Genomic DNA, 17,989 nt, shown 5'->3' on the forward strand with positions numbered 1-17,989 from the left:
CCGTTTTTGGAACTTTGCAAAATATTATACCATTATTTATTATTTTAAATTTTTACTAATGAAAGCAAATAATACAGAAGGTCTAACAATGTTTGAAATAAACGTATTAGTGCAGCAAGGCGGCCGATTTGTAATTTTTCCGAATACTATTTCAAAAATTTTTAAAAATTTTAAACGTTCCAATATCTATTTTGTTCGTCCAGAAGAAAATACTTTTAAATATGCACTGAAACATTGCTTTTTAAATTTAACTGTAAGCTGGAAAACATTTCCGTGGGGACCAGTCTATGTCATAAAATCATTGTATTATTTAATAAAAGGTGGAAAAGATTATACCCAGACTATTCTGGAACATTTAAATAGAAATAATCCTTCTTATAATCCTGATATAAAATTTTTGAAATATAATTAAGTTCCAGACTTCATCTTAAATTATGAAGAATAATTGTATATTTCGGAACTTATAAAATCTTCAATTTATTTTTACTCATGCAGGATAATCACTATCAGCCTCAAAAAAATTGGTGGGACAGAAACTGGAAATGGTTTGTTCCAACCGGATGCCTTAGCTTTATAGTACTTGTTGGACTTTTTATTGCGTCTGTATTTTTTGGCATAACTTCGATGATGAAAGATTCTGATGCTTTTAAAGAATCTATGCTTGCAGTACAAAATAACAAATTGGTGATCGAAAAATTAGGAAGTCCAATTGAAAGTGATGGAATGATTTCGGGAAAAATCAGCACCAATAACGATTCTGGAAATTGCGATCTTCAAATTCCGATAAAAGGCCCAAAAGGAACAGGAACCTTATTTGTTGTGGCCGATAAAAGAGGTAAATGGAAATACCGCGAAATGTCCGTTTATATTAAAAATACAGAAGAAGAAATTGATCTACTTCAAAAATAAAAAGCAGCTTAACCAATACCATTTTTAATGAAATCCTTTTTCTTTTTATTCACAGGACTTTTTCTGTGCATTTCTTCATTTGCACAATCAGCCGGAAATTATCAAAAGTATGCTGATAAAATAAAACAGTTTTCAAAACCCTGCCGAATTTTACACAATAATATTGATGCAGAAGGAAATGGAGACATTGAGTTTACGAATGCACAAAAACAAATTCTTCGTTTTAGAGTTCAAAATAAAAAACCGCAGACAGCATCTTGTAATATTACTTTTGAAATTTACTATTATAAAAATAATTTTCTAACAAAAATTGAATCTATAGACAGAAATGGTAATTTAATTGGATGTAATTTAAGATTACGCGGCGAAGCTGTTACAGAATACATTATTGAAAAACCTGATGTATATCTCCAAAAAAAGAAACTAATTGATGAGGCTGAAGGAAACATCGAAATGAAAGATGACAGCAGAGAAAAAATCATCCGCGTGCAGTTTTTTGATGCTAATAATCAGCGAATAGCAGAACTCGTGCCTACTTACATTTCGTCTAAAGAATATTGGCAGTATACTATTCGAATGTCCTGGCCTTAGCCTTTTTTTAAATGCTGGGTTTTTAAAAGACTAAGTTTGTTAGTGTTAAGTTTACAACAAAATGTTACTTCGCAATAAATAAAATTTTGGCTTTATTTTTGAATAAATACTACATTTGAAACTTAAACAAATCCCCACTAATGAAAAAGATTTTATTATTAGCCATTACATTTTCACTTACCTCTTGTGCACAGGTACCACAAATTTTAAATCAATTACCACAGCTTTCATCACAAATTCCGGGAGTTGGAGGCGTTGACATTGCTGCTGGTTTAAAAGAAGCTCTAAATAAAGGAATTACAGTTCAAGTAAGTAAATTAACCGCTGTTGATGGTTTTTATAAAAATGAAGCCGTAAAAATTTTAATGCCTGAAGAATTACAAAAAGTTGATGCCACTTTAAGAAAAGTAGGTCTTAGCTCTCTTGCCGATGAAGGTATCAAAATGCTAAACCGTGCTGCCGAAGATGCTGTAAAAGAAGCTACCCCAATATTTGTTTCGGCTGTAAAAAATATGTCGTTTACAGATGCTAAAAATATTCTTTTAGGAAATGACAGTGCAGCAACAAGCTATTTACAAGGAAGTACAACTACTGCTTTATACGGAAAATTTAATCCGGTAATTAAAAGTTCTTTTGAGAAAGTAGGTGCCGATGTGGTTTGGAAAAATATCATTACAAAATACAACACAATTCCTTTAGTTAAAAAAGTAAACCCTGATTTAACTGATTATACAACAAATCAGGCATTATCAGGTGTTTTTAAAATGATTGCTGTTGAAGAAAAAGAAATCCGAAATAATATCAGCGCAAGAACAACTCCCTTATTAAAAAGTGTTTTTGCAATGCAGGACGGAAAATAAATTTTCCTATGTTTCTATGCTGAGATACTAAGCATCTTAGAGACTGACTAATAAAAAAACAACCAAAAATGCAAAAAATAACCATTTTAATTCACTGTAAAGATCAAAAAAATATTATCGCATCAGTGACTACATTTATTGCCCAAGTTGAAGGAAACATTACCTACATTGACCAGCACGTTGATGTCGAACAAAATGTTTTCTTTATGCGATTGGAATGTGAATTTACAAATTCTCTAATCACGCTTGAAAGTTTCAAAGAGGATTTTGACAAAACTCTTGCGTCGAAATTTGATATGTCATGGGACTTGTACAATCAGGAACAAAAACCAAAAATGGCTTTGTTTGTATCCAAATACGATCACTGTTTGTTTGATATTTTAGGACGATACAGCGCAGAAGAATTAAATGTTGAAATTCCGGTTATTATAAGCAATCATAATGATTTGCGATCGATTGCTGAACGTTTTGATATTCCGTTTCATTGTGTGCCTTTTACCAAAGATAACAAAGAAGAAGGCGAAGCAAAACAAATTGAACTGCTAAAGAAATACGATATTAATTTTATCGTTCTGGCGCGTTATATGCAGATTATTACGCCTAAATTAATTGAACTTTACGAAAACAGAATTATCAATATCCACCATTCGTTTTTACCAGCCTTTCCGGGTGCAAAACCATATCATTCAGCGTTTAAGCGTGGTGTAAAAATTATTGGAGCAACAAGCCATTATGTTACAGAAGAATTAGATGAGGGTCCAATCATCGAGCAGGATATTGCACGCGTTTCTCATATTCACTCTGTTGAAGATTTCATCATGAAAGGACGAGATCTGGAGCGTATCGTGTTAGCAAGAGCCATTAAATTACACGCAGAACGCAAAACAATGGTTTATAGCAATAAGACAGTGGTTTTTTCTTAATTTAGTGACAAAGGTCCAAAGTAACAGAGAGACAAAGTTTATTGAATAACTTTAAATCCCTTTTCTCAAACATAAAACCCCGATAAGTTTTTACAAACTTATCGGGGTTACTTTTATTATTCCAGTCCAAACTTTGAACCTTTGTTACTATGTCACTTTGAACCTTTAAAAAAACTTATCTCACCACAATTGCCAATCTTGGATCATCAAAAGCATTTACTTCATCCATTGTCATTCCTAGTGCATTTGCTACACCTGCTCCATAAGCTGGATCTGCTTTGAAGCAGTTTCTAATATGACGAACCTGAATAAATTTCTGCGCACCGCCAACTTGTGCCGCTGTATTTTTAAACAACAATTGTTTTTTCTCATCGGTTAATAAACGGAATAATAATCCAGGCTGTGTGAAATAGTCGTTATCATCATCTCTAAAATTATGTGCCCAGGCATCGCCATGCAGTTTTAATGGCGGTTCTTTAAATTCAGGCTGTTCCTGCATTTCTCCAAAACTGTTTGGTTCATAATGTTTTTTAGATCCGTTATTTCCATCTACACGCATTGCTCCGTCTCTGTGGAAAGTATTATAAGGACATCTTGATGAGTTTACCGGAATTTGGAAATTGTTTACTCCTAAACGATATCTGTGTGCGTCTCCGTAAGAGAATAAACGCGCCTGAAGCATTTTATCAGGAGAGAAGCTGATTCCCGGAACTACGTGTGCCGGATTAAATGCTGCCTGCTCTACTTCGGCAAAATAGTTTTCCGGATTTTTGTTTAGTTCAAATTCTCCAACCGGAATTAATGGAAAATCACTTTTTAACCAAACTTTAGTTAAATCAAAAGGGTGAAAACGATAATTTTCGGCTTGTTCTTCAGTCATGATTTGAACAAACATTTTCCATTTAGGGAAATTTCCTTCTTCAATAGCATCAAATAAATCACGCTGGTGGCTTTCTCGGTCACCACCTACTAATTTTGCAGCTTCTTCATCAGAAAGATTTTCAATTCCCTGCTGCGTTACAAAATGAAATTTTACATAATGTCTTTCATTTTGTCTGTTTATAAAACTAAATGTATGACTTCCAAATCCGTGCATATGTCTGTATGAACTTGGAATACCTCTGTCGCTCATTACAATAGTAACCTGATGTAAAGCCTCTGGCAATAATGTCCAAAAATCCCAATTATTATCAGCACTTCTTAAGTTGGTTTTTGGATCACGTTTTACGGCATGATTCAAATCAGGAAATTTCATTGGATCTCTAAAAAAGAATACCGGCGTATTATTTCCCACTAAATCCCAATTTCCTTCATTAGTATAAAACTTCAAAGCAAAACCTCGAATATCTCTTTCAGCATCAGCAGCGCCTCTTTCTCCGGCAACAGTAGAAAAACGGGCAAACATTTCTGTCTTTTTACCAATTTCCGAAAATATATCGGCTCTGGTATATTTCGTGATATCGTGTGTTACTGTAAATGTACCATAAGCTCCAGAACCTTTAGCGTGCATTCGTCGTTCCGGAATTACCTCACGATCAAAATGAGCCATCTTTTCTAAAAACCAAAAATCCTGTAATAAAACAGGTCCTCGAGGACCGGCTGTTTGAATGTTTTGGTTGTCTGGGACTGGAGTTCCCGTAGCGGTTGTTAATTTTTTGTTCGAATCCATATTGCTAATTTTTAATGTTTTATCAAATATACAAACTTATTCGCAGCATATTCATAAACAAAATTGATTGTTATTATGTTTTAATAACCAAAAATTATTTAACGCTGCAGAAAGCTCAGAAAGAAGTTTTGATAAATCTTAACTTATGGTCAACAAAGTAATAACAAAACCTTAACAGCATAAGATTGATATATGTCGGACATTTGTAATGTAATAAACTGGTTATTTATTATTTTGGTTTTGGTTAGTTAAATGATGCCGGCATCTTCGAGATGCCGGCATTCTTTTTTTATGAAAGTCTAGTTTATTTTGTTTCAGATTTAATGTTTCTCAGCGAATATTTTAACTTATGGTCAACAAAGTAATAACAAAATTCTAACAGCTTATCATTGATTTATGTCGGACATTTGTAATGTAATAAACTGGTTATTTATTATTTTGGTTTTGGTTAGTTAAATAAATGCCGGCGTCTTCGAGATGCCGGCATTCTTTTTTTTGTATTAGTTTGGTTTATTAAGTTTCAGGTTTAAAGTTACTTTACTTTTAATATAATTTTTAACGCAAAGAACGCAAGGTTTTTTATCTATGAAACTTTATAAAACACAAAGTTCGCAAAGCTTTATTTAAACTTTGCGAACTTTGCGTAAACCTTCGCGAACTCTGCGGTTAAATCAACATCATGATTAAATTACATAACGTAAAAACTTGAAACAAAGAAAACTTAACACTAATTTTTAAGCCTTTCATGAAGCAATTTAAAATAAGTAAAAGCTTTTAAAAGTCGGCTGCCGTGCCAGGAGAACATTTCACCGTCTACAAAAACGGTTTTGGCGTGATGTGTAAAACGTCCAATTTCAAAAGCGTCTTCTTCTTTAAAAGGATATGGTTCAGAAGAAAGAAAAACAATATCAGGATCGCCTTCTAAACGCATTTTCTTTAATTCGATTTCAGGATAACGGCCTTTATCTTCGTAGATATTTTTAAAATGATTCAGCTTTAATAATTCATTTATATAGGTATCATTTCCCGCAACCATGTATGGATTTTTCCAAATAAAATAAGCTGCTTTTTTTTCTTTTATATCTTGAATATAATTTTTAAAATCATTCAGGGCAAAAGTCAATTTGTTATTCCATTTTTGAGCCTCAGTTCTGCAATTAAATAATTGCCCGAAATCTGAAATCATTTGAAAATTATCTTCAACAGAAACAATATTCGTAACCCAAACCGGACAGATTTCCTGCAGCTGTTTTACAATTTCTTCTGTGTTTTCTTCTTTGTTGCAAATGATAATATCCGGCTGAAGGAGTTTTATTTTTTCAAAATGAATTTTCTTCGTCCCGCCAACAATCTTTTTAGTGGATTTAAAATGAAACGGATGGACACAGAACTTCGTAATTCCGATGATTTTTTCTTCCAAACCTAAATCATATAATAATTCGGTTTGTGAAGGCACGAGCGAAATAATACGTTTTGGAGTATTTTCAAATGAATGTTTTGTACCAAGTTGATCTGTAAATTGTTTCATTTATCTCGAATGTATTTTAACCGCAAAGTTCGCAAAGATTTACGCTGTAAACGCAAAGTTTTTTCTTTGCGAATCTTGCGAAAAACCTTAGCGAACTTTGCGCCTAATATATTTATAAAGTTCTTTAAAACTTAGTATTAATAATCTCTTCCATTTCTTTCTGCACTTTCAAAGCTTCTTCTCTTGCTTTTTCTGCAAAATCAGTTCCTTTAGATGCGTAGATAATAGCTCTTGCTGAGTTTACTAATAATCCAATTTTATCGTTCATTCCGTATTTACAAACTTCAGATAAACTGCCGCCTTGCGCGCCAATTCCCGGAACTAATAAAAAACTATCCGGAACAATTTTTCTTATATCTGCAAAATATTCGGCTTTTGTAGCGCCTACAACATACATTAAGTTCTGACTGTTTTTCCATGTTTTAGAGGTTTCTAAAACTTGTTTGTATAATTCTGTTCCGTTTGTATTTAAAGTCTGGAAATCAAAAGCACCTTCGTTTGAAGTTAAAGCTAACATAATAGTATGTTTGTTTTCGAAAGCCAGAAAAGGTTCAACAGAATCTTTTCCCATATAAGGAGCAACGGTTACACTGTCAAAATTTAAATCTTCAAAAAAAGCTTTAGCATACATGCTCGAAGTATTTCCAATATCGCCGCGTTTAGCATCGGCAATGGTAAAAATATCAGGATAATTTTCGTTGATATAATTTATTGTTTTCTGCAAAGACATCCATCCTTTTATGCCGTATGCTTCAAAAAAAGCAGTGTTTGGTTTATATCCTACGGTCAAATCGTGAGTAGCATCGATTATGGCTTTATTAAATTCAAAAATAGGATCTTCTGTATCTAATAAATGCTGCGGAATTTTGTTTAAATCAGGATCTAAACCAACGCATAAAAATGATTTTTTTTGAAGAATTTGTTCGTGTAGTTGTTGTGTTGTCATATTGTTTTTTTAGGACTTCTGTTTCAAAGAAATAGTTCTTTTTAAAAAGTATGCAAAAATAAAAAAAGCCACTCAATTAAGAGTGGCTTTTGATGATATATTATGTACAGATTATAAATTGCCTAAATAAACAATTTCTGTTCTTCTGTTTTCTGCTCTTCCAGAAGCTGTTTTATTAGATTTAACCGGTTTAGTAGCTCCGTATCCTTTAGAAGTTAAATTAGCAGGATTTACTCCTTTTTCAATTAAAAGATCCATTACTACTTTTGCTCTTTGCTCAGATAATTTCTGATTTACTTTTGCATTACCAACATTATCAGTATGTCCGTTAATTGCAAATTTAGCATTTGGATAATTTTTCAGGATTTCTTTAATAGCATCTAATCTTCCAGATGTTTCTCCCATTTTAGCATCGCTTAAAGTTGCTTTTCCGGTTGTAAAGAAAATTGATTTTGCTTCCATTTTTAATTGTGCCAATGTTTCTTTAGTAACTTTTGGACAACCTTTATTATCTGCTGGTCCATATACTAACGGACAATCGTCATCTTTATCTAAAACACCGTCTTTATCAGCATCTAAACTTGGACAACCTTTGTTTTCTGCTAAACCAGCTTCATTAGGACAAGCATCATCTTTATCTAAAATTCCGTCTCCGTCTGTATCCGGCCATGGACAACCTTTGTTTTCTACCGGACCTGCAACTGCTGGACATGCATCTACGTTATCTAATAAAGTATCACCGTCAGAATCTTTCCAAGGACATCCTTTGTTTTCTTTTGGTCCGGCAACATCAGGACAGGCGTCATCTTTGTCAAAAACACCATCTTTATCAGTATCCGGCCAAGGACATCCGTTATTTTCTACAGGACCAGCTACTTTTCTGCACGCGTCATGTTTGTCAATTACACCGTCTCCGTCTGTATCTTTAAATTGTTTTTCGTAAACCGGAATTTTCATCCCTAAATGAAAATCAGCTCCTTTTGATTCTTTAGAAACTAAATTGCTCAAAATTGATCCGGAACCAATAAAGAAAACACCAGCACGTAAACCAGCTCCAGCCTGCATACCGCTGTACTCCATATAACTTACAGGAAGATAAAAACTAAACCATCTGCTTTCGTAACGAGGCGTTAAAGTAATTCTGTCTGCGATTCCGTATGAGTTTAATTTATTTTCAGAAACCATACTGATGTCTCCGTTAAGATTCAAATAGAATTTATTGTACATATTCCAGTCAACATCAGCGTGAATAGCTGTCGGCAAATTCGTTTTTACACCTTTTGTGCTAGAAACTTTTGTATAATGCTCGTTTAAAAATTCATATAAATCATCGGCATCATCAATCATTTGCTGTGTTACAAATCCATTTACATTATAAGTATCAATTTTTGAATTTTTATAATTAATAGATCCAATATCAGTTACAGATAATCCAAAACGTAATTTGTATTTGTTTAAATCTCTAAAGTTATTATCGGCAGGTTTTGCTTTCTTAAGATCATATTTTTCATAATCTGGTCTCCATTCGTACACTAATCCAAAATCAAAACCAAATCCGCGTGAAGCTGCATCAAAATCATAATCTTCATTATTTTCCCAATCCTGGCTTCCTCCTATTGAAATTTCTCCTGTAGAAACTAATCTTCCGTCTTTTGGGTTTGCTGTATTTTCAACAAAAGCAACGCTTACACCTTTTCCCTGAACATAAGCGTTTGCTCCGCCCTGAAGATATTTAGCTGTTAAACCTCCTTTTAAAAAGTGCTGATTGTTTTGGTATAAAACCGCGGCATACGAAATACCAACTTCTCCCCATCCGTTTGCAGATGCATTTGGACTTCCTAAGTTGTAATTAAAACTGTCGGATTTATCTAAACCGTCTTTTACCTGATCGATAAGATATCCGTTTAATTTGTTAACATTGGCAATAGATCTTGCTCTTGTAAATACTGCAATAGTATGTTTTGGAGCAATATTAAACATAAACGACGGTCCCATAATATCAAAATTAACTAACCCGTTGTTAGCATTTTTTGGGCTTACTTTTGACTGGGTGTCAAAATCATATCCGTCTTTGTAAACATCAAAAAGTTTAACCCCGTATAAATCGTTCTGAACAGAACCACTAATAGAGAATAAATTAATATCAGTTTTAAAACGAGAATCGGCAATAGAAGCCGGATTAAAAAGTACACTCTGAACTCCTGCATAATTGTCATGAAAATAACCCATATAGGATTGTGCTTCGGCTTGTAAAGAGGTAATTAAAAAGAATAAAATAAGTAATAGTTTCTTCATTAAATTTTTGGGTTTTAGAGTTTAAGTTGGCGGCAAAACTACAATATTCAAAGCATAAAAATGTTACGTAAACATTGAATTGATGTAACATCTTTGCTTAATTATGTAAGAATTTCAGAGCGCTTGTTTTATACTTTTGAATTACACCCAATAAATCAGACAATTATGACTCCAAATATCGGAATAACAAGCGCAAATTTAAAAAAGAGCTCCGCCATATTAGCCACGATTTTATCTAACGAAATGACACTTTATGTAAAAACAAGAAAGTTTCACTGGAATATTTCAGGAAACAGTTTTATGGAATTGCATAAATTATTTGAAGAACAATACCGAATTCTGGAAGCTCATATTGATGAAGTTGCAGAAAGAATCAGCCAGCTTGGAGAAAAAACAATTGGCACCATGAAGGAGTTTATCGATAACTCGACTCTTAAGGAATCTCCTAAAGAATATGCTTCGCAAAAACATATGCTGGAAGAACTTTTAGAAAATCATGAACAATTGGTTACTGAATTTAGAGATTATATTCCGGTTTTTGAAAAAGAAACCAACGATGCCGGATCTGCTGATTTTGTTACGGGATTACTGCAGGAGCATGAAAAAATGGCCTGGATTTTAAGACGCTATCAGGTTTAAGAAAAACAACAAAATGTGAATTATGCAGCGTAATATAAAATTGATGTAAAACAATATTTAAAAACAAACTGCAATTTTACACTACATTAAAATGAATACAAACAAAAAACGCGAATCATGAATACTACAGAGATAAAAGGAAACTGGAATGAGTTAAAAGGAAAACTAAAGCAAAAATATGCTGAACTGACAGATGATGATTTAATGTTTGCTGAAGGAAAAGAAGACGAAATGTACGGAAGACTTCAGCAGAAACTGGGAAAAACTAAAGAGGAATTTCATCAGATTCTATCAGATTTGTAGTCCTTAAGACTCAATCAGGAAATACCGTCTAGTAACTAAATATTAGACGGTATTTTTTTGAAAGTTCACTATTTTGTGTTCTGTTTAACATTTATTTTAAAATCTTTAAACGCTATAACCACAAATAAATTAATTATCTTTAACCAAAATTTTCTATAAAATGAAACTATTTATAAAGTTTGACATTAATACCATTTGCTCACTTTATCTAAAACAAAATCTGGAACAAAATAATATAAATTTTACCAGTTTGGGTTTTGGAGAAATTGAAATTGATGATAATATTGATGCCGAGGCGCTCGAAACTTTAAAGAATAATCTAAGTCCATGCGGATTTGAAGTAGTTGAAAATCAGAAAAGTGTTTTAGTACAAAAAATAAAAGATGCCATAATTGAATTAGTTTTTATGGAAGACAGCAACAACTATAAAAGTTCTGTTTTCTTAGCCGAAAAACTAAATCACAGTTATGGTTATTTGTCTAATGTATTTTCGGAAGTAACCTATTCTTCTATCGAAAATTTTATTATTTTACAGAAAATTGAAAGAGCGAAACAGCTGATCATTATAAACGAAATGAGTTTAACTGAAATCGCATTCTTACTAAATTATTCGAGTGTTGCACATTTAAGCACACAATTTAAAAATACGACAGGAATAACCCCGTCTGCATTTCAAAGGATAATTAAGAAACGAAGAGAAAATTTAAAATAAAAAACCTAAATACCATACTAAAATGCAGAAAAACGCATTAAATATATTACTGGCTGATGATGATGAAGATGATCGTCTTTTTTTTAAGGATGCTTTTGAAGAAATCAAAATACAAACCAACGTCGAATTTGTTCACGACGGGATGCAATTGATGGATTATTTATTAGACTCTAACAATAAACTGCCGGATATTTTATTTCTGGATTTAAATATGCCGAAGAAAACAGGTAAAGAGTGTTTAATTGAAATTAAAAAAACAGAGCATCTTAAAAATATAATTATTGCAATCTACTCTACTTCTTCTTCTGAAGAAGATATTGAAGATACTTTTATTCAGGGCGCGAATATTTATATCAAAAAGCCAAGTGATTTTAATACTCTCAAAAAAATAATTAATGAAGTCGTGACCGTAAACTGGCACTATCATACCTCTGGGTTAAACCGTGATAATTTCCTGCTCCGACTAAAATAAAAATAATAGTATACCAATGAAATGGATACCAAATTTTAATTCTTCAAACTCTTTGAGAGTTATTTTTGTAATCGCAGTTTTCATTCTGTTATTTCTATCTTCAATTGCTTACAAACATAATCAGGACTTGAACGAATCAAGTAAGATTGTTATGCATACGTACGAGATTAACATTCAGCTCGAACGATTAATGTCGGCAATAAAAGATGCCGAAACAGGCCAGAGAGGTTATATTATTACCAGAAACGCACGTTTTTTAACTCCGTATATTTATTCGAGAGACAAAGTAAATACGTCGTTTATTACATTAAAAAAATTAACTGCTGACAACCCAACGCAGCAGGAAAATCTTCGAAAGTTATTTAAACTCATCATTCAGCGTTTTGTTTCTTTTGAAAATTGTTTAAAATACAGCGATCCCAAAACATATGATAAACGAAAACTCGACAATCATATGTTTGGAGGACGAATCCTGATGGAAAACATTCGTTTTAAAGTAGACGAAATGAACGACATCGAAAAAACGTATCTCAAAAACAGACTTAAAATTTACGATGACGAAATCTCGTTAAGTCCGCTTTTCTCTATTTCTTTATTCTTAACGGCACTATTTTTTATTTTACTGGCCTATAGACAAATCAGTAAAGATTTCCAGCGCTTAAAGATTTTCAACAAAAAGCTTTTAATTTCAAACGGATTAATTGCAGAATCTGAAGCGATAGGAAAGTTCAGCACCTGGCAATGGGATCTGGATGCTAATAAAATAGATTATTCAGACAATCAATATCGATTATTAGGCCACGAACCTGGAGCATTTGTTCCGGTTAGGGAAAGTTTTCTGGATTTTGTTCATCCAGACGATAAAGAAACTGTTGCCAATTCTATAGACGGAATTATCAAAAACAAACAACTGCCTTTTGTTTACTACAAAATATTACTTCCAAATCACGAAATCAGATATTTTAAATCGACAGGTAAATTATTGACAGACCAGCAGGGAAGCAAAATTTTACTGGGAATTAATTTTGATATTACTGATGAGCATTTGCTAAATATAGAATTGCAGGAACGTAATAAAGAACTTGAAAAAAGTAATAAAGAACTGGCTTCTTTTAATCACGTGGCAAGTCATGATTTACAGGAACCGCTTAGAAAAATTCAGACTTTTATTTCGAGAGTTTCAGATGCAGACAAAGCAGTTATGTCGCAAAGTGCCCGGGATTATATTACAAAAATTGAAGTTTCGGCAAAAAGAATGCGTGTTTTAATTGATGATTTGCTTTTATTTTCAAGAACAAATACCACGAAGAAGGAATTCATTAAGATGAATTTAAATGAACTGATGGATAATGCAGAGGCTGAATTGACTGAATTTATTGAAGAAAAGAAAGCTATGATTAAAGCTTCAAAACTGCCAAAGCTTTCTGTTATTCCATATCAAATCGAACAGCTTTTTATTAACCTGATCGGGAATTCATTAAAATACAGCAGACCTGATGTTGATCCTGAAATTTCTATAGAAAGCACAAAAGTTAATGCAGCTGATTATCCAGAAGTATTAGATCAGAATATTAAGAAGTATCATAAAATAACTTTTACTGATAACGGAATGGGATTTGATCCTCAGTTTAAGGAAACAATCTTTATTTTGTTTCAGCGTCTGCACTCAAAAACTGATTATCCCGGAACCGGAATTGGCCTTGCAATTTGTAAGAAAATCGTAGACAACCATAAAGGTTATATTATGGCCGACAGCGAACTTAATAAAGGGTCTGTTTTTACCATATTTTTACCAGATTAAACTTCGGCAGCGCCTTAAAATACTACACCTTAAAACGTTATATAAATTCTTTATGGGAATTATATAACGTTTCTTTTTTATGCTGTAAAGCAAAACGTTGTATTCGTTAGCATCTTTGTAATGTAATACTTTATGAAGTAATAATGAAAGCAAACCCCGTACTGAAAGCGACAATTTTTAAAGTACTTTTTTTATTGATTATACTATGTGTTTCATCATGCAAAAAAAATAATTCGATAGAAAGTACATTCAAAAAAAATGAAGCTTTTACAAAAAATGAAGAAGAAGAAACAATCGCCTTCTTTTTTATTGAAACGGCAAATGTTGGAAAAACCATTATTTCAAAAAGTCAAATTGCACAACAAAAAAGTTCAGAAAATTCAATAGTGATTTTAGGTAAAAAAATCGAAAGCCATCAAAATCAGCTTTTGCAGGAAGTAACAGAGTTAGCAAATAAAAAACTGCTTATTATATCTGAAATAAATGCAACACACAGACGAGATACTTACGAATTGATTACCGCAAATTCGTCAAATTTTGACAAAGTTTATTTGAATTCTATGAAAAAATGCCTCGAAGAGCAGATTAGATTATTAGAAAACGTTTCGAAAGAAACCAACGATAAAATAATTTTAAAATTAGTATTGAAGTATTTGCCTGAACAGTTTGATTTATTGAGGGAAACCGAAGTCTTAATCAAACAAAAAAAATTAAACAATTAAAAAAAAGAGAAATTTAAAAGCCCGGATTACTAACTAAATTATTTTATTATGAAAATGCAAACCAATTTTTTATGCGCCTTAACCCTTTTTATTTCAGCTTCATTTGGAATGCTGCACGCTCAGGACAATAATGTAAACACCGAATTTGGTGTAAAAGGAGGATTTAACATGTCTAACCTTTATGGAAGCGGTGATGATGTAGACGATAACAATATTCTATACGGTTTTAATGCCGGTGTTTATGCAACATTACCTATTTCAGATTTCGTAGCCATTCAGCCTGAGATCTTATTTACAACAAAGGGTTCTGAATTTGAATACAACAATGCTTTTGCAAGCGGATCGACTAAATTCAAATTAAATTATATCGAAGTTCCTCTTTTAGTAAGAGTTAACATTACTAAAAACTTTAATATTCATGCTGGTGGATATGCTTCTTACCTGGTAAGTTCTAAAGTAACAGGAGAAGGAGATATCGATTTTGATCAGGAAATCGACAGAGATGATTTAAACAAATTTGATGCAGGTATTGCTGCCGGTATAGGTGTAGATTTTGCTCCAGTAAGCATAGGATTACGTTACAACTACGGTCTTACCACTGTTGGAAAAGAAAGAACTGTTTTAGGAACAACTTATACAGTTCCAGATGCAAAAAACAGCAACTTATCTTTATACTTATCGTATAAATTGAACTAACTGAATTACGAACCATTAAATAAAAAACCATGTCAAACTTATTATATACAATCGCAGTAATACTTGTTATTCTGTGGGCACTTGGTTTCTTTGTTTACAGTTTTGGGAATATCATTCATATTCTTCTGGTAATTGCCATAATCGCGGTGTTGCTAAGACTGATCAAAGGCCGTGAAATTTAAAAAACGAATCAACATTAAATAATTATATTAATCTATTAAAAATCAAATATTATGAAAGCATCTAGCACAATTTTAGGATTTGCAGCAGCGGCTGCAGCAGGAGCATTATTAGGAGTTTTATTTGCTCCGGACAAAGGTTCAAACACTAGAAAAAAAATCAAAGATAAATCGAAAGATTACAGCGATAACTTAAAAACAAAATTTGACGGAATTGTAAACACAATCTCTTCAAATGGTAAAGAAATCATCGAAGAAGGAAAAGCAAAATTCAATCAGGTAAAAGATGATTTTAATGCAGTTAAAGATGAAGCTAAAACTGTAAAATCGAACTACTAAATACATGTGATTTTTTTCAAACCATAAATACCCACTATCATGGAACCAAATGCAACAACAAACGAGAATTTAAATCTTTATGAAAAAGCTGAAAACTATACAAAAACAAGTTTAGAGTTATTAAAACTTAAAACCGTATGTTCAGTCGCCGATGGTGTTTCATCACTGGCATCAAAGATCGCAGTCGGTATTGTTGTTGCATTTTTTACCTTATTTCTTAATGTAGGGCTGAGTTTATGGATTGGCAAAGAACTGGGAGAATATTATTTTGGATTTTTTATCATGGCATTCTTTTATTTATTAGTGGCCATTATAATACACAAATCACATCATAAGCTTATAAAAACTCCTATTGGAAACTCGATTATTTCGAGTATTCTAAAAGAAGAAACTAAAAACTGATTTAATTATTAATAACTTAAAAAAGACTATTATGGAGCCTATTTACACTATTGATCAGTTAAATCAGAGAATTAAATTTTTAGAAGCCCGTCAGGATACTGAATGGTGTGCTATTAAGGATCATGTCGATGAAATTAAAGAGATTTTAAAACCTCTTAATCTCATTCGAAATACGGTCGAAGAAATCAACGAAACAATTGGTTTTAAAAGCCACATGGCACAATCAGCCATTAGTATTGCAATTGGATATTTTGCCAAAAGGTTTATCGTAGGAAAAGGCGATTCGATGTTTAAAGGCATTTTAGGCTCAATCGTACAACTTATAGTAACTAATTTGGTATCTAAACCAAACGAAGCTTCTCAGGATTCTTCAGATGATGATGAAGAGGAAGAATCAATATACGAATCATCTAGAGAGTAATTGTTAAACTCAAATTTTAAACATTATGGAAAAGCTAAGCCACATAGTATTAAAAAACGGTGTATACATGTACTCTAATCTATATAAATGTTTTGAATACACACGAGTATTTTTTGGTATCTAACTCGTTTATACGTTTTTAACTTTAATAAACGGTTAAAGAGTTAATACTTTTTTTATATAAAGGTATTGAGATGCTAAATGCTGAGACACTAAGTTTGTGCAGTTAAGTTAAATCTCAAACCAAAAAGAGCCAGTTCTGAACTTACAGAACTGGCTCTTTTTTTTTGTAAATTTTAAAATAATAAAAAATTATTCTTCTCTGTATTCACGAGTTCTTATATCATTTTCACTTACAGATTTAATCAATAAGCCGTCAGAAGAATATTCATAACTAGTATCAGGATATGTATATACCTGACCATCGACTGTAGTGCTTACTGTATGAGTAATTGGTAAATACGAGAACGGTTCCAGATACTGATCTTGCGAGTAAAAGAAATTTTTGCGCTGATCATCAAACGTACATACTTCATTTTCTATAACCTCATCATTTTTACCTGTATATTTAACATTCATAGTATTTTTAGAATAAGTATAATAACGGGCCAGATTGACAATCATCTGAGAATTTGCAAATTTTACGGCACTAATTCTTTTATTAGAATCATATTCATACAAAGTTATTCCAGTAACAGTTACGCCGTCTGGTTTTGTAATAGTTGCTTTAGAAATCAAATTATTGGTATAAGTATACATCATTTTACTTAATATAACTCCGTTTTCATCAATCGTGTTTTTTCCTTTTAATTTTGCACCGTCATACAAATATTCAGTGTAACGCACTATATCTTCTAAAGTATTAGGATCTTTATAACGGTATGTAGAAGAAATTAAAAGTGTATCAACATAAATATGTTCTCTGCTGAAATTGCTGGCCGGATTTGGAGAAGTGTTAACATCTTTTACCAGCAGTTTTGCCAGATTTTTTGATTCAGCTACAGTAATATCAAAAGTATAAACTACATTCTCAAAAGTTACTACAGCATTTACTGGTTTTAAATCTTTAATATTAATTTTAAAAGTACCTTTTACACCCTTAGCATTAAAGGTATAAATAATACTTTCTAGATTATTTGCAATTACAGACACGGGATATTCTACTGTTGTAACATCAAAAATGTTAGAAAAAGACAGCGTATAAGTTCTGGGATAATAAATAACCGAAATAGGTTTGATTATTTCGGAACCAGGACTTGTTTCTGTACTTTTAGAAGTAACACCACCAGTTTTAACTAACTTTTGCCCGTAATAAGCCTTGTACTTTGTCTGAGTTGGTTTTACATCAGCATAAGTAACTTCGGGTTCTTTATTATCTTCTGAATCGCTAGAACATGATACCAATCCTGCCATTAATACAAAGAGTAAAATAATTTTTTTCAACTTAAATATTTTTTTAATTAACCCGTTTTTCATGTCAGGTTATCGCATGTTTTTAATTTTAGAAAATAATTTCCCTGTAAAACTAGCCGAAAATACATTTTTATTTTAACATGTAAAAGAGTATGTTTTATTTAAACAA

General features: G+C 32.2%; 21 protein-coding genes. 16 read left to right on the plus strand and 5 right to left on the minus strand.

All coding sequences use genetic code 11. The features are described from left to right. Positions 1–58 precede the first annotated feature (58 nt). The 5 genes from ABD859_RS13475 (at position 59) to purU (ending at position 3,283) form a co-directional block, all read left to right on the plus strand. The gene (locus ABD859_RS13475; RefSeq protein WP_345145101.1) at positions 59–412 is read left to right on the plus strand and encodes a hypothetical protein; all 354 of its coding nucleotides are present in this window, start codon (positions 59–61) and stop codon (positions 410–412) included. 77 nt (positions 413–489) lie between these two features. After that, positions 490–909 carry a cytochrome c oxidase assembly factor Coa1 family protein gene (locus ABD859_RS13480; RefSeq protein ID WP_345145103.1) on the plus strand — a complete coding sequence of 140 codons (420 nt, stop codon included), beginning with the start codon at positions 490–492 and terminating at the stop codon, positions 907–909. A 27-nt stretch (positions 910–936) separates the two neighbouring features. Continuing rightward, complete coding sequence (locus ABD859_RS13485) at positions 937–1,500, plus strand: hypothetical protein (RefSeq protein ID WP_345145105.1); 564 nt, start codon at positions 937–939, stop codon at positions 1,498–1,500. A gap of 140 nt (positions 1,501–1,640) precedes the next feature. After that, entirely contained in the window at positions 1,641–2,360 is a 720-nt protein-coding gene (locus ABD859_RS13490) for a DUF4197 domain-containing protein (protein ID WP_345145107.1), read from the plus strand. 68 nt (positions 2,361–2,428) lie between these two features. Beyond that, complete coding sequence (gene purU / locus ABD859_RS13495) at positions 2,429–3,283, plus strand: formyltetrahydrofolate deformylase (protein WP_345145109.1); 855 nt, start codon at positions 2,429–2,431, stop codon at positions 3,281–3,283. A gap of 175 nt (positions 3,284–3,458) precedes the next feature. On the opposite strand, the gene ABD859_RS13500 is transcribed toward purU, so the two are convergent. From ABD859_RS13500 to ABD859_RS13515, 4 genes are all read right to left on the minus strand, one after another. Continuing rightward, on the minus strand, positions 3,459–4,952 hold the full coding sequence (locus ABD859_RS13500; RefSeq protein WP_345145111.1) for a catalase: 1,494 nt from the start codon (positions 4,950–4,952) through the stop codon (positions 3,459–3,461). Between the two features lie 727 nt (positions 4,953–5,679). Continuing rightward, positions 5,680–6,480 (minus strand): ABC transporter substrate-binding protein, encoded by an 801-nt coding sequence (locus ABD859_RS13505; RefSeq protein WP_345145113.1) that lies wholly within the window; start codon positions 6,478–6,480, stop codon positions 5,680–5,682. A 124-nt stretch (positions 6,481–6,604) separates the two neighbouring features. After that, on the minus strand, positions 6,605–7,426 hold the full coding sequence (gene pyrF, locus ABD859_RS13510) for an orotidine-5'-phosphate decarboxylase (protein ID WP_345145115.1): 822 nt from the start codon (positions 7,424–7,426) through the stop codon (positions 6,605–6,607). Positions 7,427–7,537: 111 nt separating this feature from the next. Then, positions 7,538–9,721 carry a DUF5723 family protein gene (locus ABD859_RS13515; RefSeq protein WP_345145117.1) on the minus strand — a complete coding sequence of 728 codons (2,184 nt, stop codon included), beginning with the start codon at positions 9,719–9,721 and terminating at the stop codon, positions 7,538–7,540. A 165-nt stretch (positions 9,722–9,886) separates the two neighbouring features. Here ABD859_RS13515 and ABD859_RS13520 point away from each other — a divergent pair, with 165 nt between their 5' ends. From ABD859_RS13520 to ABD859_RS13570, 11 genes are all read left to right on the plus strand, one after another. Beyond that, on the plus strand, positions 9,887–10,360 hold the full coding sequence (locus tag ABD859_RS13520; protein WP_345145119.1) for a Dps family protein: 474 nt from the start codon (positions 9,887–9,889) through the stop codon (positions 10,358–10,360). Positions 10,361–10,477: 117 nt separating this feature from the next. Further along, positions 10,478–10,663, plus strand: coding sequence for a CsbD family protein (locus ABD859_RS13525; protein ID WP_012024385.1), 186 nt, complete (start codon positions 10,478–10,480; stop codon positions 10,661–10,663). Positions 10,664–10,823: 160 nt separating this feature from the next. Further along, on the plus strand, positions 10,824–11,375 hold the full coding sequence (locus tag ABD859_RS13530) for a helix-turn-helix domain-containing protein (RefSeq protein WP_345145120.1): 552 nt from the start codon (positions 10,824–10,826) through the stop codon (positions 11,373–11,375). 22 nt (positions 11,376–11,397) lie between these two features. Continuing rightward, positions 11,398–11,847, plus strand: coding sequence for a response regulator (locus ABD859_RS13535; protein ID WP_345145122.1), 450 nt, complete (start codon positions 11,398–11,400; stop codon positions 11,845–11,847). A 16-nt stretch (positions 11,848–11,863) separates the two neighbouring features. Further along, positions 11,864–13,648, plus strand: coding sequence for a sensor histidine kinase (locus tag ABD859_RS13540; protein WP_345145123.1), 1,785 nt, complete (start codon positions 11,864–11,866; stop codon positions 13,646–13,648). Between the two features lie 143 nt (positions 13,649–13,791). Further along, positions 13,792–14,370 carry a DUF4142 domain-containing protein gene (locus ABD859_RS13545; protein WP_345145125.1) on the plus strand — a complete coding sequence of 193 codons (579 nt, stop codon included), beginning with the start codon at positions 13,792–13,794 and terminating at the stop codon, positions 14,368–14,370. Positions 14,371–14,418: 48 nt separating this feature from the next. After that, positions 14,419–15,066 carry a porin family protein gene (locus ABD859_RS13550; protein ID WP_345145126.1) on the plus strand — a complete coding sequence of 216 codons (648 nt, stop codon included), beginning with the start codon at positions 14,419–14,421 and terminating at the stop codon, positions 15,064–15,066. A gap of 29 nt (positions 15,067–15,095) precedes the next feature. Then, positions 15,096–15,248, plus strand: a complete 153-nt coding sequence (locus tag ABD859_RS13555; protein ID WP_345145127.1) for a lmo0937 family membrane protein — start codon at positions 15,096–15,098, stop codon at positions 15,246–15,248. Between the two features lie 51 nt (positions 15,249–15,299). Further along, positions 15,300–15,584: a YtxH domain-containing protein gene (locus ABD859_RS13560; RefSeq protein WP_345145129.1), complete on the plus strand. Its 285-nt coding sequence runs from the start codon at positions 15,300–15,302 to the stop codon at positions 15,582–15,584. 39 nt (positions 15,585–15,623) lie between these two features. Beyond that, a complete protein-coding gene (locus ABD859_RS13565; protein ID WP_345145131.1) occupies positions 15,624–15,986 on the plus strand; it encodes a hypothetical protein in 363 nt (120 codons plus the stop codon). Between the two features lie 31 nt (positions 15,987–16,017). Continuing rightward, entirely contained in the window at positions 16,018–16,407 is a 390-nt protein-coding gene (locus tag ABD859_RS13570) for a hypothetical protein (protein WP_345145132.1), read from the plus strand. Between the two features lie 312 nt (positions 16,408–16,719). On the opposite strand, the gene ABD859_RS13575 is transcribed toward ABD859_RS13570, so the two are convergent. Further along, positions 16,720–17,850, minus strand: coding sequence for a hypothetical protein (locus ABD859_RS13575; RefSeq protein ID WP_345145134.1), 1,131 nt, complete (start codon positions 17,848–17,850; stop codon positions 16,720–16,722). Between the last annotated feature and the right edge of the window lie 139 nt (positions 17,851–17,989).

Source organism: Flavobacterium ginsengiterrae (assembly GCF_039539785.1).
Taxonomy (GTDB): Bacteria; Bacteroidota; Bacteroidia; order Flavobacteriales; family Flavobacteriaceae; genus Flavobacterium; species Flavobacterium ginsengiterrae.

What these genes read in the sequence shown, in the direction of transcription:
- ABD859_RS13515 (WP_345145117.1), bottom strand. Translation starts at nt 9,721, where the DNA reads ATGAAGAAACTATTACTTATTTTATTCTTTTTAATTACCTCTTTACAA.
- ABD859_RS13525 (WP_012024385.1), top strand. Translation starts at nt 10,478, where the DNA reads ATGAATACTACAGAGATAAAAGGAAACTGGAATGAGTTAAAAGGAAAA.
- ABD859_RS13565 (WP_345145131.1), top strand. Translation starts at nt 15,624, where the DNA reads ATGGAACCAAATGCAACAACAAACGAGAATTTAAATCTTTATGAAAAA.
- ABD859_RS13540 (WP_345145123.1), top strand. Translation starts at nt 11,864, where the DNA reads ATGAAATGGATACCAAATTTTAATTCTTCAAACTCTTTGAGAGTTATT.
- ABD859_RS13505 (WP_345145113.1), bottom strand. Translation starts at nt 6,480, where the DNA reads ATGAAACAATTTACAGATCAACTTGGTACAAAACATTCATTTGAAAAT.
- ABD859_RS13550 (WP_345145126.1), top strand. Translation starts at nt 14,419, where the DNA reads ATGAAAATGCAAACCAATTTTTTATGCGCCTTAACCCTTTTTATTTCA.
- ABD859_RS13570 (WP_345145132.1), top strand. Translation starts at nt 16,018, where the DNA reads ATGGAGCCTATTTACACTATTGATCAGTTAAATCAGAGAATTAAATTT.
- ABD859_RS13530 (WP_345145120.1), top strand. Translation starts at nt 10,824, where the DNA reads ATGAAACTATTTATAAAGTTTGACATTAATACCATTTGCTCACTTTAT.
- ABD859_RS13535 (WP_345145122.1), top strand. Translation starts at nt 11,398, where the DNA reads ATGCAGAAAAACGCATTAAATATATTACTGGCTGATGATGATGAAGAT.
- ABD859_RS13560 (WP_345145129.1), top strand. Translation starts at nt 15,300, where the DNA reads ATGAAAGCATCTAGCACAATTTTAGGATTTGCAGCAGCGGCTGCAGCA.
- ABD859_RS13475 (WP_345145101.1), top strand. Translation starts at nt 59, where the DNA reads ATGAAAGCAAATAATACAGAAGGTCTAACAATGTTTGAAATAAACGTA.
- purU (WP_345145109.1), top strand. Translation starts at nt 2,429, where the DNA reads ATGCAAAAAATAACCATTTTAATTCACTGTAAAGATCAAAAAAATATT.
- ABD859_RS13500 (WP_345145111.1), bottom strand. Translation starts at nt 4,952, where the DNA reads ATGGATTCGAACAAAAAATTAACAACCGCTACGGGAACTCCAGTCCCA.
- ABD859_RS13485 (WP_345145105.1), top strand. Translation starts at nt 937, where the DNA reads ATGAAATCCTTTTTCTTTTTATTCACAGGACTTTTTCTGTGCATTTCT.
- pyrF (WP_345145115.1), bottom strand. Translation starts at nt 7,426, where the DNA reads ATGACAACACAACAACTACACGAACAAATTCTTCAAAAAAAATCATTT.
- ABD859_RS13490 (WP_345145107.1), top strand. Translation starts at nt 1,641, where the DNA reads ATGAAAAAGATTTTATTATTAGCCATTACATTTTCACTTACCTCTTGT.
- ABD859_RS13520 (WP_345145119.1), top strand. Translation starts at nt 9,887, where the DNA reads ATGACTCCAAATATCGGAATAACAAGCGCAAATTTAAAAAAGAGCTCC.
- ABD859_RS13545 (WP_345145125.1), top strand. Translation starts at nt 13,792, where the DNA reads ATGAAAGCAAACCCCGTACTGAAAGCGACAATTTTTAAAGTACTTTTT.
- ABD859_RS13555 (WP_345145127.1), top strand. Translation starts at nt 15,096, where the DNA reads ATGTCAAACTTATTATATACAATCGCAGTAATACTTGTTATTCTGTGG.
- ABD859_RS13480 (WP_345145103.1), top strand. Translation starts at nt 490, where the DNA reads ATGCAGGATAATCACTATCAGCCTCAAAAAAATTGGTGGGACAGAAAC.